This window comes from Pectobacterium aquaticum (assembly GCF_003382565.3).
In the GTDB taxonomy this organism is placed as follows: Bacteria; Pseudomonadota; Gammaproteobacteria; order Enterobacterales; family Enterobacteriaceae; genus Pectobacterium; species Pectobacterium aquaticum.
Map to the genome: position 1 here is coordinate 3760856 of NZ_CP086253.1, position 14693 is coordinate 3775548.

12 protein-coding genes are annotated in these 14693 nt (G+C 51.1%); 4 read left to right on the top strand and 8 right to left on the bottom strand.

Annotated features, from left to right (window positions below):
* Positions 1-316 precede the first annotated feature (316 nt).
* Complete coding sequence (rpsT, locus tag DMB82_RS17395) at positions 317-580, top strand: 30S ribosomal protein S20 (protein WP_010681770.1); 264 nt, start codon at positions 317-319, stop codon at positions 578-580.
* A 37-nt stretch (positions 581-617) separates the two neighbouring features.
* Here rpsT and nhaR read toward each other — a convergent pair whose 3' ends face one another.
* The 4 genes from nhaR to dnaK form a co-directional block, all read right to left on the bottom strand.
* The gene (nhaR, locus tag DMB82_RS17400) at positions 618-1532 is read right to left on the bottom strand and encodes a transcriptional activator NhaR (RefSeq protein ID WP_102117404.1); all 915 of its coding nucleotides are present in this window, start codon (positions 1530-1532) and stop codon (positions 618-620) included.
* Positions 1533-1564: 32 nt separating this feature from the next.
* Complete coding sequence (gene nhaA, locus DMB82_RS17405; RefSeq protein WP_102117405.1) at positions 1565-2761, bottom strand: Na+/H+ antiporter NhaA; 1197 nt, start codon at positions 2759-2761, stop codon at positions 1565-1567.
* Positions 2762-3047: 286 nt separating this feature from the next.
* On the bottom strand, positions 3048-4184 hold the full coding sequence (gene dnaJ / locus DMB82_RS17410) for a molecular chaperone DnaJ (protein WP_102118484.1): 1137 nt from the start codon (positions 4182-4184) through the stop codon (positions 3048-3050).
* 108 nt (positions 4185-4292) lie between these two features.
* The gene (gene dnaK, locus DMB82_RS17415) at positions 4293-6200 is read right to left on the bottom strand and encodes a molecular chaperone DnaK (protein WP_102118485.1); all 1908 of its coding nucleotides are present in this window, start codon (positions 6198-6200) and stop codon (positions 4293-4295) included.
* A gap of 482 nt (positions 6201-6682) precedes the next feature.
* Between dnaK and satP the strand changes: the two genes are divergently transcribed.
* Complete coding sequence (gene satP, locus DMB82_RS17420; RefSeq protein WP_039487144.1) at positions 6683-7258, top strand: acetate uptake transporter; 576 nt, start codon at positions 6683-6685, stop codon at positions 7256-7258.
* A gap of 114 nt (positions 7259-7372) precedes the next feature.
* Here satP and DMB82_RS17425 read toward each other — a convergent pair whose 3' ends face one another.
* On the bottom strand, positions 7373-8710 hold the full coding sequence (locus DMB82_RS17425) for an MFS transporter (protein WP_102118486.1): 1338 nt from the start codon (positions 8708-8710) through the stop codon (positions 7373-7375).
* Between the two features lie 127 nt (positions 8711-8837).
* Entirely contained in the window at positions 8838-9425 is a 588-nt protein-coding gene (gene mog / locus DMB82_RS17430) for a molybdopterin adenylyltransferase (protein WP_102118487.1), read from the bottom strand.
* A gap of 389 nt (positions 9426-9814) precedes the next feature.
* On the opposite strand from mog, the gene DMB82_RS17435 reads away from it, so the two are divergent.
* The gene (locus tag DMB82_RS17435; RefSeq protein ID WP_102118488.1) at positions 9815-10903 is read left to right on the top strand and encodes a GGDEF domain-containing protein; all 1089 of its coding nucleotides are present in this window, start codon (positions 9815-9817) and stop codon (positions 10901-10903) included.
* 72 nt (positions 10904-10975) lie between these two features.
* Here DMB82_RS17435 and tal read toward each other — a convergent pair whose 3' ends face one another.
* Positions 10976-11929 carry a transaldolase gene (gene tal, locus DMB82_RS17440; protein ID WP_010300491.1) on the bottom strand — a complete coding sequence of 318 codons (954 nt, stop codon included), beginning with the start codon at positions 11927-11929 and terminating at the stop codon, positions 10976-10978.
* A 302-nt stretch (positions 11930-12231) separates the two neighbouring features.
* On the opposite strand from tal, the gene yaaA reads away from it, so the two are divergent.
* Positions 12232-13005: a peroxide stress protein YaaA gene (gene yaaA, locus DMB82_RS17445; RefSeq protein WP_116155390.1), complete on the top strand. Its 774-nt coding sequence runs from the start codon at positions 12232-12234 to the stop codon at positions 13003-13005.
* 396 nt (positions 13006-13401) lie between these two features.
* Here yaaA and thrC read toward each other — a convergent pair whose 3' ends face one another.
* Positions 13402-14691 (bottom strand): threonine synthase, encoded by a 1290-nt coding sequence (thrC, locus tag DMB82_RS17450; protein WP_116155389.1) that lies wholly within the window; start codon positions 14689-14691, stop codon positions 13402-13404.
* Positions 14692-14693 lie beyond the last annotated feature (2 nt).

The window sequence follows — 14693 nt, forward strand, 5'->3', positions numbered from 1 at the left end:
TGCCAGTATTTGCACGTTTTTTAGCGGAATCATCGATGGATGAGGCCTATACGCAGAATATCCAGACGGCGGATGGCACATGCAATCCGACTTTACCGATGACAGACAGGGCTTTATCAAATTCAGGATGAATTTATGATGCGAAAAGCTGTATTCCACCGCGTGAAGCTGCTAAAATCCTGCGCCATCACAACGTAACAAGTGTCGACGTACAAACGACGCTTATTTGCACAAATCCATTGACAAACGAAGGCTAAACGAGCATATTCCACGGCCTTTGAATTGTCCTCGATTGAATATATTTGGGAGTTGGACCTTGGCTAATATCAAATCAGCTAAGAAACGCGCCGTACAATCTGAGAAGCGCCGTAAGCATAACGCAAGCCGTCGCTCAATGATGCGTACTTTCATCAAGAAAGTATACGCGGCGATCGCTACTGGCGATAAAGAAGCGGCACAGAAAGCATTTAATGACATGCAACCAATCGTGGATCGTCAGGCTGGTAAAGGCCTGATCCACAAAAATAAAGCTGCACGTCATAAATCCAATCTGGTTGCGCGCATCAACGCCATGCAATAATCACGCATCTGCGTGTTGTTGCTAAGAAAAAACCGGCTTAGGCCGGTTTTTTTGTGTCTGTATTATCACAAAAGAGCGCTGAAAAATCCGCGTTACAGACGCGCTGCACCGCAGGGTGCTGGATCATTCTGGCCGCAAAAATCGCATAATACTCATCCTGAATGTTCTCGATCCTACCGATCTCGACGATATCGCCCTGCTGGTAGATTTCATTGGCATACAGAGACGGTGCAACGAAAATCGCGTCGTTATTAATGCCGAACGCGGTCATCAGCGCCGCATCATCAAATTCGCCCAAAATAGTCGTCTGAATATTTTGCGCCGTAAACCAGTTCAGCAGTTTCCGTCCCAGCATGGTTCGCCGCCCGGGAATCAGCAGCTTACGTTGTTCAAGGCAAGCGGGAAAAGGCTGCTCAGGCTGCGGACGTTTACAATAAAAGCTCACCGCACATTCACCCAGCTTGAGTGAAAACAGCCCTTCCTGCTGCGTCGAATCCACCGGACAATCTGACAGAATCATATCCAGCTTATGCTGGCTCAACTGCTCCAGCAGCATTTCGTGCGTCGACTCAAAACAGCGTAAATGGATATGTTCCTGTTCCGTTACGACCGTTTCCAGCACCCTGCTCACCAGCCGTTTGGACAACGCATCAGCCACGCCGACATCAAATAACAGGTTCGATTCTTTGCGGTAGTTCACAATATCCAACATTTCCTGGCTAAGCTGGAACATGCTATCCGCATAGCGAAAAACAAGCTGTCCCAGCTCCGTCGGTTCCAACCCGCGCCCCTTACGCTTGAAGAGCTTGCCCTGTAAACGCTCTTCCAGGCATTTAATTTGCCCGGTAATGGTCTGCGGCGTTAAGAACAGCGTCTCTGCCGCACCCGCAACGGATCCCGACTTATAAACCTGCCAGAAATAATAGAGATGGTTAAAATTCAAATGAGACACACCCGCCTCCTTTTCGCGCCTCCGGCATAGCATCAACCCTTACACGGCTGAACCGCCTTGTCCAGCGTAGGCAACACAACGCGTAGCGCCAGATAGCCAAGCAGTGCCGCTAGCCCCGATGCCAGCAAGATTCCCAGCTTGGCATAGGTAATCAATTCCGCATCGCCGCCGGAGAAGGCCAGTAACGTAATGAATATCGACATAGTAAAGCCGATACCACACAGCACAGACACCGCCACGATCTGGTTAAAGCAGACGCCAGCAGGCAGACGCGCGTAGCCCAGTCGGATGGTTAGCCAACTGAACAAGGTAATGCCCAGCGGTTTACCAATCAGCAACCCGGCAGCAATGCCAAGGCTCAAAGGGGAAAACAGTTTTTCCAGCACAATCCCCTGCAGCACAATGCCTGCGTTCGCGAAGGCAAACAGCGGAATAATCAGAAACGCGACCCACGTTTGTAAGCCATGTTCCAACGTAGCTGCCGGAGAAGATTCCCCGTTGGACGTACGTAAAGGAATAAAGAATCCGACAATCACCCCAGCGAGTGTCGCATGAACGCCACATTTTAGAATGCAGATCCACAAGACGATCCCCACCAACAAATAGGCGGAGTTTTTACCAACCTGCTGCCTGTTCATATAGGCCAGCGCCGCAACCGCCAACACCGCGCCACCTAGCGCAGGCCAAAAAATCTGCTGCGTATAAAACAGGGCAATGATCAGGATCGCCCCCAGATCGTCAATGATCGCCAGCGCTAGCAGGAAGACTTTCAGCCCAGCGGGAACACGTTTACCCAAAAGCGTCAGTACACCAATCGCGAACGCGATATCTGTCGCCGCGGGAATCGCCCAGCCAGCGCGCGTCATCTCATCATTCGCGTTGAAAAGCAGAAAGAATAAAGCAGGAAAAACCATTCCGCCTACCGCAGCCGCCAGTGGCAGCATCGCCTGTTGGCGGCTGGCTAACGAGCCTTCGACAAGTTCGCGCTTTACTTCCAGACCAATCAGCAGGAAGAAAATCGCCATCAGACCATCGTTAATCCACAGCAGCAGGTTCTTATTGATTTCCAGTGCGCCAAAGCGCATTTCCACTGGCATCATCAGGAATTGTTGATAGCCAGCGGCAGTCATCGACCAGTTGGCAAACGCAATGGCCAGAACTGTTGCCATCATTAGCATTACACCAGCGGCGGCATCCAATCGAATAAAGCGACGAATCATTGTTATCATTGACTTAATCTCCCATTAGGCACGAGCGTTAATACCGTATGCCCGCTTTCTTGCTGGCAAGACTACGCAATCTAACCACTCGTTAAAAGCAGATTAAAGCTGGCTTAATCATCGTAAAAAACGACCTATTGAATTGAGGCTATCAAGAGAAGGGAATAAAAAAACGTCGGGAGCGTTTTTCAACATTGCACAGTAACGGCCACAAGGTGACGCGCAGGGATGTCCGTCATAAAAAAACCGGCAGGTTTACCCCACCGGTTTCTTATCACGCATTAACGACAAACCATTAACGGGTTAAATCATCGAAAAATTTCTTCACGCCATCGAAAAAATTTTTCGAGCGTGGGCTATTTTTCTCGCCAGACGGGCCACCAAAGCTCTCATCGAGTTCTTGCAGCAGTTGTCTTTGACGCTCGTTCAGGCTAACCGGCGTTTCGACAACCACACGGCACAACAGATCGCCCTGCGCACCGCCACGTACCGATTTCACGCCCTTGCCACGCATACGGAACAGTTTCCCGGTTTGCGTTTCCGCAGGCACTTTCAACTTCACGCGACCATCCAGCGTCGGAACTTCAATCTCGCCACCTAATGCTGCCATCGCAAAATTGATCGGCACTTCACAGTACAGATTGTTTTCTTCACGTTGGAAGATCGGATGCGCTTTAACCTGCACCTGAACGTACAAATCACCTGACGGTGCACCGTGCTCACCCGCTTCGCCTTCACCAGACAAACGGATACGGTCGCCCGTGTCCACGCCCGCCGGAATTTTCACCGACAGCGTTTTGCTCTTCTCTACGCGACCATGGCCGTGACATTTGACGCACGGATCTTTAATGATCTTACCGCGACCATGACAGTGCGGACACGCTTGCTGCACGGTAAAGAAGCCCTGACGCATCTGAACCTGACCGTTCCCATGACAGGTCGGGCAGGTGATCGGGGAGCTACCCGGCTTCGCACCATTACCGTGGCACACATCACACTCTTCGAGTGCGGGAATACGGATCTCTTTGGTGACGCCACGTACCGCTTCTTCTAGCGTCAACTCCATGTTGTAGCGTAAATCGGATCCACGGCTCGCGCGCTGACGGCGACCGCCGCCAAAAATATCACCGAACACGTCGCCAAAAATATCACCAAAATCGGCACCGCCTCCGCCAAAGCCACCGCCGCCTCCGCCCATACCACCTTGCTCAAACGCCGCATGGCCATACTGATCGTAGGCTGCGCGTTTTTGCGAGTCGGTAAGGATCTCGTAGGCTTCTTTGATCTCTTTGAACTTGGCTTCTGCCTCGCTATCACCCTGATTACGATCTGGGTGGTACTTCATCGCCAGACGCTTATACGCTTTCTTTATTTCGCGCTCATCCGCGTTTTTAGCAACGCCCAGGCTCTCGTAATAATCTTGCTTCGCCATTTATTTTCCTGCCCCTCAACATGCATGCACGGGCGCAGAGTTTCCTCGACGCCCGTGCTGATTGCCAGCAATAGCTTTGTGACAGCTACTGCGCCCGCTCAAGGGCGATTACTTTTTATCTTTAACTTCTTCAAACTCAGCATCAACGACATCGTCGTCGCGACGAGCAGAGGCATCATCAGCGGCACCTTCAGCACCTGGCTGTGGCTGAGACGCTTCCAGCAGCTTGCCAGAAACCTGAACCAACGCCTGAATTTTCGCTTCGATTTCTGCTTTGTCTTCGCCTTTCAGCGCGCTTTCCAGCGTTTTCAGAGCATCGTCAATCGCAGTTTTATCATCAGCGGCCAGTTTGTCGCCCACTTCTTCCAGTTGCTTACGCGTGCTGTGCAGCAGGTGATCGCCCTGGTTACGCGCCTGAACCAGCTCTTCAAACTTACGGTCAGATTCCGCATTCGCTTCTGCATCACGTACCATTTTCTGGATTTCTTCTTCGTTCAGACCAGAAGATGCCTTGATGGTGATTTTCTGCTCGCGGCCGCTGTTTTTGTCCTTCGCGGAAACGTGCAGGATACCGTCGGCATCGATGTCAAAGGTCACTTCGATTTGCGGCATACCGCGCGGCGCAGGCTGAATACCATCCAGGTTAAACTGACCCAGAGATTTGTTGTCATGCGCACGCTTACGCTCACCCTGCAGAACATGGATCGTTACCGCAGACTGGTTGTCTTCCGCCGTTGAGAACACTTGGCTGTGTTTCGTCGGGATCGTGGTGTTTTTAGCGATCAGCGCCGTCATCACGCCGCCCATGGTTTCGATACCCAGAGACAGCGGGCTTACGTCCAGCAGCAGAACGTCTTTCACGTCACCCGACAAGACACCGCCCTGAACCGCAGCACCGATAGCAACCGCTTCGTCCGGGTTCACGTCTTTACGTGGCTCTTTACCGAAGAAGTCAGCGACTTTCTTCTGCACCAGAGGCATACGCGTCTGACCACCAACCAGAATCACGTCCTGAATTTCAGAAACGGACAGGCCAGCATCCTGCAATGCCACTTTCAGCGGCTCCAGAGAACGGTTCACCAGCTCTTCGACCAGTGATTCCAGTTTTGCACGCGTCACTTTGATGTTCAGGTGCTTAGGACCGGTAGCATCCGCCGTGATGTACGGCAGGTTAACGTCAGTCTGCTGTGCCGAAGACAGCTCGATCTTGGCTTTTTCTGCGGCTTCTTTCAGACGCTGCATGGCCAGCGGGTCGTTGCGCAGGTCGAAACCTTGCTCTTTCTTAAATTCATCAACCAGATAGTTGATCATGCGGCTATCGAAGTCTTCACCACCCAGGTGGGTGTCACCGTTGGTTGCCAGCACTTCAAAGGTTTTCTCGCCATCAACTTCGTCGATTTCGATAATGGAAATATCGAACGTCCCGCCGCCCAAGTCGTAAACCGCGATAGTACGGTTGCCAACTTCTTTATCCAGACCGTAGGCCAACGCAGCCGCTGTTGGTTCGTTGATGATACGTTTGACTTCCAGACCCGCGATACGGCCGGCATCTTTCGTTGCCTGACGCTGCGCATCGTTGAAGTAAGCGGGCACGGTGATAACCGCTTCGGTGATGGTCTCACCCAGATAGTCTTCCGCCGTTTTCTTCATTTTTTTCAGCACTTCAGCTGAAATCTGCGGCGGAGCCATTTTCTGATCTTTCACTTCCAGCCAAGCATCGCCATTATCTGCCGCGATGATTTTGTACGGCATGATGTTGGCATCGCGCTGAACTTCTTCGTCTTTAAAACGACGGCCAATCAGACGCTTGATAGCAAACAGTGTATTTTTCGGGTTGGTCACTGCCTGACGTTTAGCCGGTTGGCCAACCAGAGTTTCACCGTCTTGCGTATAAGCAATGATTGAAGGCGTGGTGCGATCGCCTTCGCTATTTTCCAGTACTTTTACCTGAGTACCGTCAATAATCGCGACACAAGAGTTGGTTGTACCCAGGTCGATACCAATAATCTTACCCATCTAAACATCTCCACTAAAAAGTCATATTCGGTATGGTGGTTAAACCTACTGTGCGGGCGAAATGTCGTTTTTCAACAAGATTTCTCGTTTTCTAACAACACACCCTCGTTTTTCATCAGCAGCACACGTTTCATTTTCATGCTAACCACCGATGTAACGGCCCGACACACGCCTTTGCGGCAGGTCAAACTGTTTCGGTTGCAAATAAGATGGGGCCAACATTTCTATCATCAAGGGGGGAAGATGAAAAAAAATGACCTTTACCCCTCGTACGATCAAACTATTCTGCCTTCCCTATGTTGTGTCCGTTCCAAACGCCCGATATGATGCCGCGCTCGCTGCAAAAATGGGGACATTTCCCTACACAATAGCGGGCAATAACACCTAAACGACACCTATCCCAACGTGATTGGCGCACTCGCTAGCCTTAATGCAGCGCCGACGCGAAGGGACTATTAATAATCTGTTATTGCAGAGGATTTATGAGCACGAACACGTTGGCAAATCCTGGTCCATTAGGACTGATGGGCTTCGGGATGACCACTATTCTGTTGAACCTGCACAACGCAGGCTTTTTCCCACTTTCTTCCATCATTCTCAGCATGGGTATTTTCTACGGCGGTATTGCCCAGATTCTGGCTGGCCTGCTGGAATATAAAAAAGGGAATACGTTTGGCGTGACCGCATTCACGTCTTATGGCGCATTCTGGCTGACGCTGGTTGCCATTCTTATGCTGCCAAAAATGGGCCTGGCGGAAGCCAGCGACGCTCAGTTCCTTGGCGTGTTCCTTGGCCTGTGGGGCGTCTTCACACTGTTTATGTTCTTCGGCACCTTCGGTACCAACCGCGCACTGCAATTTGTCTTCGGCAGCCTGACCGTGCTATTTGCGCTGCTGGCCGTGGGTAATTTTACCGGCAACCACGCCCTGCTGACCTTCGCGGGTTACGAAGGTATCATCTGTGGCGCGAGCGCGATTTATCTGGCCATGGCTGAAGTGCTGAACGAGAAGTTTGGTCGCACCGTACTGCCAATTGGTGCTCGTGGCGCGTCTCACTAAGTTCTGACGCCATACCTGTACCGACGCGATCCGGCGTAACATGCAAACGAGCCCTGTCAGATTGACAGGGCTCGTTTGTTTTTGAGGACGCGCTATTTTTTGAGAAAAGCGTGCTTAAACTTCGACGGGCGAACGATCGCGCGCCTCGCTATCGGCCGAAACCTGCGAGTCAGCATCCAGATCGCGCTGCAAATAAACACCCAGCAGCAATCCCACAGCAGCCAGCGTAAGAACATAGAAGGCAGGAGCCATCGGCGTCGCCTTCATAATCAGCGTCACGAAGACGGGCGTCAGGCCACCGAAAATGGCATAGGAAACGTTGTAGGAAAAAGAAATCCCGGAGAACCGCACCGCAGCCGGAAACGCTCGCACCATGACATAAGGCACACCGCCCACCACACCCACGCTGAGCCCGACAATCGCATAGCTGACAAAGAGCAGCGTCGTACTGCTTGCTGCCGAGCTATAAAAGAACCCGCTACATACGGCCAGCAACAAGCTACCCACTATAAACAGCTTGCTGGCACCGAAGCGGTCAACCAATAGCCCCGCGCCGACGCAACCCACCATCAGCGCAATCGTTGCCAGACAGTTCGCCTGCAATGCCAGCGCAGCAGGAATGCCGTGGACTTTTTGCAGGTAGGTCGGAGCCATCAGAATCACGACGACGATGCACGCAGACAGCAGCCAGGTCAACAGCATTGAAACCACAACCGCACGTTTATGATTTAAGACGACAGATTTCAGCGGTAGCTCTTCTGCCAACTTTTTCTGCTCACGCATCTCCATAAAAATGGGGGTTTCCTGCAACCAGCGGCGCAGATACATGGCGACAAGACCGAATACCCCGCCAATAAAGAACGGCAGACGCCAGCCGCCGCCGGACATCTGCTCTGGCGTCAGCACGGTATTCAGCAACGTTGCGATCAGCGAGCCTAGCAAAATCCCCATCGTCAACCCAGCAGTCAGCGTACCGCAGGCAAACCCAATACGGGCGCGAGGCACATGTTCCGCAACGAAGACCCATGCCCCAGGGACTTCCCCACCGATTGCGGCACCTTGCAGCACGCGCATTAACAGCAGTAAAAGCGGTGCCGCAATGCCAATGGCTTCATAGGTCGGCAATAAGCCCATTGCCAGCGTCGGTAACGCCATCAGCAATATGCTCAAGCTGAACATTTTCTTGCGTCCGCTCTTGTCACCAAAGTGGGCCATGATGATGCCCCCAAGCGGGCGAGCCAGATAGCCTGCGGCGAAAATACCGAACGTCTGAACCTGCCGTAGCCATTCAGGAATATCGGGTGGGAAGAAGAGATCGCCAATCACGGCAGCAAAGAAGACGAAAATAATAAAATCGTAAAACTCTAACGCGCCACCCAGCGCAGCCAGAGACAGCGTTTTGTAGTCCTGCCGGTTCAACCGGCGAGGATGGGCGTGTTGATCCTGAGTCATAAGTTACCGTGCATTGCCAGAGTGAGAAAAGGAGAACGTCACCGCAGTGTGTAAAGTAGAAATTACTATAGCGGCAAAATTTTTATACACCAGCAAAGCTGAATCTTATGTTTCAAATCGGCTAACTTCAGTCTTTTATTTCGCGCACCGCATTTTTAGGGCGAAAAGCTGCTACTACATCCGCATTAGTTTCAATGTAAGGGCCTTCCAGCAGTTGGATACAATACGGTACGCTGGCAAAAATACCGGCCACAACCACCTTGCCATCTGCCTCTTTTAAGCCTTCTAGCGTTTCCTTAATCGCCTTAGGTTGTCCCGGCAGATTAAGAATCAGCGCCTGTTTACGCAGCACGCCTACCTGGCGGGAGAGGATAGCAGTAGGCACGAAACGCAGGCTGATCTGACGCATTTGCTCGCCAAACCCTGGCATTTCTCGATCGGCAACGGCCAGCGTAGCGTCTGGCGTGACATCACGACGTGCAGGTCCCGTTCCTCCGGTTGTCAGCACTAGATGACAGCCACGCTCATCCACCAGCTCACACAGCGTTTGTTCAATCATTGGCTGTTCATCCGGCACCAGCCGGGTTTCCACTTCAAAAGGCGTAGTCAGGGCGCTGCGGAGCCAGGATTCCAGTTCTGGGATGCCTTTATCCTGATAAATCCCGCCGGAAGCACGATCGGATACGGAAACTAAGCCAATACGCAATACGTTCATAAGCACCTCAGTTTAAACAAAACACCAATTTTATCAGGATATTGACGGCTTTTAGCAAACAATTCGCTCTCATGAGGAAATTCACACGATGTTCGTTATTTCACGCTGAGTGCGGTATGACATTTGATAATAATTATTAAATAGCGTCTCAAAAAAAGTCAGGACATGACTTAAATTAATAATAACGCGGCGCAATTAAAATTTAAGAATAGTAGACAAATAAAAAAGATCGCTAACCCGTTAAGAGCGGGTGAAATACGCCGATAGATTAAAGAGAAAAGGATGATATCCACCACGACAGAGCATCACGTTAAATCAAATAATATGATAAAATTAAAGCACTTCTTTAGTATCACTAAAAATAAAAAAGCCCTATCAAGGAAGTCGCCATGACCGACCTTAAGTATAAAATACTTAAACTTTTTGCCCATCCGACATACGCGTTTTTTCTGTTCGGTGCGATTTCCTTTATCTTCACCATCATTATTATGCATGAAGCCAATAAGTCGACCTGGAAAACAGAACGGATAAATCTCGATACCGCGATCAAAACCTACGGTTCCTACACCAACAGCGGTGAAGTAACAGAAAGCGATATGATTCGGCAATCCGGTACTTATTTATTGTCACGTACCAGAACATTTGCCTTTAACACTCGGGATTCACGTAGCGAATGTATAAACAAGCTTTCCTCTTCCGATCTCAACTTCAACGATATGGCCGTTATTCGCACCTGCCAAAATAAACTGCCCTCTATCGGGGACTATGCGGGTAAAAACACGCTGACAATTATTTTCCCTATTCTGTCACCAACCGATGAATTACTGGGTATTTGGATAAGAACGACGTCAGAAAGCCCACCACCATCATTTATCCAGACGCTATTTTCCCTGTCATCAACCCTCATTATTGTTGGTAGCGTGCTACTTTTCGCTATTTTAGGCAGCCTGCTCTCAGTGCTGACGAAAAAATATTTGGTGGAGTTGCCCATCATCGCGCGGTATGACGATCTCACCGGTTATTTACGGCGAGATGCGTTCGTTATGGCCGCAAATAAAGCCTTTAGTATCGCTAACCTGACCAAGCGCCCCGTTAGCGTCATTCTGATCGACATTGACTACTTTAAGCAGGTGAATGATAGCTTTGGCCATAGCGTCGGGGATGATGCGCTGAAGTTTGTTGGCGACACCTTCAAAAAATCATTTCGCCGCGAAGATATTTTTGGCCGTATTGGCGGCGATGAATTCGCGATCGTATTACCGAATATCGGATTAGACGATGCGTACACCATCGTGGACAAAGCAAGAGAGCGCGTGAGCGACACACCTTGTGAAACAACCGCTGGGGCTATCAGGCTGACGGTCAGTATTGGGCTGGTTGAATACTATATCGCCGGGGAAGATCTCAGCGAGGTCATGAAACGTGCCGATGATAATCTTTATATCGCGAAGAAAACACGTAACGCGACGGCAAAATAAATGTATCCCCGCGATACCAATTGCAGACAAAAAAATAGCCGGAATTTCCGGCTATTTTTATCCGCAAAATGCTTACAGTAAATCTGCGATCATTTTCTCCAGTTTTTCCTGGTCGATAGCAAATTTACGGATCCCGTCGGCCAGTTTATCAATCGCCATTGGATCCTGGTTGTGCTGCCAGTAGAACTCAGCTTCTGTCATTTTCGCCGGACGAACTTTCACGTCACCAACGTAAGACAGCTTGCGAACCACTTCGCCTTCGCTTTCTGACAGCTCTTTCAGCAGGGCGGGTGCAATCGTCAGACGGTCACACCCGGCCAGTTCCAGAATCTCACCGACGTTACGGAAGCTCGCGCCCATCACAACGGTTTCATAGCCGTGCTCTTTGTAGTAGTCGTAGATTTCGCTAACGGAAACCACGCCCGGATCTTCATGCGGCGCGAATTCTTTCTTATCGCCATTGGCTTTGTACCAGTCAAGAATACGGCCAACGAATGGAGAAATCAGGAACACGCCCGCTTCAGCACAAGCGCGCGCCTGTGCAAAGGAGAACAGCAGCGTCAGGTTACAGTTGATGCCTTCTTTTTCCAGCTGCTCCGCCGCGCGGATGCCCTGCCAGGTTGAAGCCAGTTTAATCAGGATACGCTCGTTACTGATGCCTGCGTCGTTGTACAGCTTGATCAGGTGTTTTGCCTTCGCCACGCTGGCTTCGGTGTCATAAGACAAGCGCGCATCCACTTCTGTGGAGATGCGGCCGGGGATCAATTTTAAAATTTCGAGACCGATATTGACCGCCAGTTTATCCGTGGCATCCACGACCTGCTGTTTGCGATCGCTGCTCTGCTCACGCGCCCAGGCAATTGCCTCGTCGATCAGCTTGCGGTATTCAGGAATTTGCGCAGCGTTCAGAATCAGTGAAGGGTTAGTGGTCGCATCTTGCGGTTGGTACAGTTTCATTGCCGCAATATCGCCGGTATCAGCTACAACCGTGGTCAGTTGGCGTAGGGAAGTCAGTTTATCCGTCATGTTGGCATGTCTCGTTGTTTATACGTGGTGCTCGTGAATGAAAATAGCTCGTATATGAATCGACTGGTTATCTAATCGGGTGGCCGTCTGTTTTGCACCGAAATCTGATAATAACACGCGCACTTTCCCGTGCAAGCCAGCTGTTAATCCTCTCTACACAGCCCCGCCTCTTACCACACTAAAATCATCCTGCCGAAAAAATGAAGCGTCTTAAAAGATGAAGCTATTGTAGCCATCGCCGTTTTCTTATCAGGTTCTTGCTATAGTAGGTGCATCAAAAATCAGACCGACAGGACAGGCGCATGCTTATTACTATTTCACCTGCAAAAACGCTCGACTACACCAGTCCTTTGGCAACGACGCGTTATACCCAGCCGGAACTTCTGGACTATTCCAGCCAGTTGATTGATGTGTGTAAAAAACTGACGCCGGCACAGATCGCTTCTCTGATGAGCATCAGTGATAAGCTGGCTGACCTGAACGCAGGCCGCTTTAGCGATTGGCACCCGGATTTCACACCGGAGAACGCGCGTCAGGCGCTGCTGGCGTTTAAGGGTGACGTTTATACCGGATTGGCCGCGGAAGATTTCAGCGATGACGACTTCGATTTCGCTCAACAGCATCTGCGTATGCTGTCAGGCCTGTATGGCGTGTTGCGCCCGCTGGATTTGATGCAGCCGTATCGGCTGGAAATGGGCACCAGGCTGGAAAATAACGCCGGTAAAGATCTCTACAGTTTCTGGGGCGACACCATTACTGAAAAGCTGAATCAGGCGCTGCGCGAACAAGGCGACGATGTGCTGGTTAATTTAGCATCGGACGAATATTTCAAAGCCGTTAAACCGAAAAAGCTTAATGCCCGTCTGATCAAACCCGTCTTCCTGGATGAGAAAAACGGTAAATTTAAGGTAATCAGTTTCTACGCCAAGAAAGCACGCGGCCTGATGAGTCGTTTCATTATTCAAAACCGTCTGACTCAGCCGGAACAGTTGAAAGCGTTTAATCTGGAAGGTTACTTTTTCGAGGCGGCGGACTCTTCGGCTAACGAGCTGGTATTCAAGCGCCACGAACAGTAATGTACTTTGACGAATGACAACCGCCTCCCAGCTTCCCTATCAGGATAGCCTTTATACACAATTACAGGAAGGTATCGCGGATTTTGCCGTTATCCGGCGTAAAAAAGTATGCTGAGGAGATAGCAGGCTTCGGATGAGCCGCAGGACGCGGCGAAAGCTTGCGCCACGTCGGGAACGTGTCGCAAGCGGTCCGTTAAGCCTGATACCGACGAAGGCACCGCGCCAGCGGCATAATTTCCCGCCGAAAGCCTGGGGTCACGGGGCGAGCGGCGTGTGAGCCGCCCCGTGTCGGGCGCGTGCTACAAAGTAGCATGAAAATGACGGTATTATCGCGCACGAAACCACCTCTTAGTCCGCATAAACCATGTCACTAAGAGGCAAATCCTTGCAGCAATCTTATTCCGGCAGCGACATCAGGAACTCACGCAGCCTCGCGAAATCATCTGGGAAGTTGTGCGACAGCAGATCCAGATCGGCACGCTCAGCCAGCGCTTCCGGCAGATCCAGTTCTTTGCCCAGAATGTCTTCCACGCTTTCCTTGAATTTCGCTGGGTGCGCCGTACCCAGGAACAGACCGAATTCACCCGCTTGCAACTGATCGCGCAGCAGACGGTAAGCAATCGCAGCATGCGGCTCTGAGAGATAGCCTAACGCATCCAGCTCATGCATGGTTTCTTTCGTCGTCTCATCGCTCACCGCGCCAAAGCCCAGCGTTTTCAACTGCCAGTTCTTACGACGGAACAGCTCTTCCACGCGCGGCCAGTTGTTCGGCTGGCTGACGTCCATCGCGTTGGATAAGGTTGCCACCGTTTTATGCGGTTCCCAGTTACCATTGCTCAGGAAGCGCGGCACCGTGTCATTGGCGTTAGTCGCCGCGATGAAGCGCTTAATTGGCAGACCCAGCGATTTCGCCAACAGGCCAGCGGTCAGATCGCCAAAGTTACCGCTCGGTACAGAAACCACCAGTTGGTTACGGGCTTCCTGCGGCAGTTGTGCAACGGCTTCAAAGTAGTAGCAAATTTGCGCCAACAAACGGCTGATGTTGATGGAGTTTGCTGAGTTCAGGCCGATTGCTTTTTTCAGTTCTTCATCATCAAACGCCTTTTTCACCAACGCCTGACAGGCATCGAAATCGCTGTCGATAGCGATGGTGTGAATGTTGCCACCCAGCGTACAGAACAGTTTTTCCTGCAACGGGCTGATCTTGCCCTGCGGATACAAAATCACAACGCGGACATTTTCCAGACCGTAAAAGGCGTGCGCCACAGCGGCACCAGTGTCGCCAGAGGTCGCCGTCAGAATGGTAATTTTCTCGTCGCCAGACACTTCCGTCAGCATTTGCGCCATAAAGCGGCCGCCGAAGTCTTTAAAGGCCAGCGTCGGGCCGTGGAACAGCTCCAGCGCAGCGATATCTTCCGCCACTGGCGCAACCGGAGCCGGGAATGCAAAGGCCGCTTTCACACGCTCAAACACCGTTTCGGTCGCAATTTCATCGCCGATATAGGCGGACAGAATGCGGCTGCTGCGGGTCACAAAATCCAGATCCAACAGCGCATCGATTTCAGTGCGCTCGAATTCCGGCAGTTCCAGCGGGAAGAATAGCCCTTGCTGGCTACCCAGTCCTTGCTTGATAGCCTGAGCAAAACTGACCTGCTCGTTATGATCTTTAAGGTTGTACAGTTTCATGC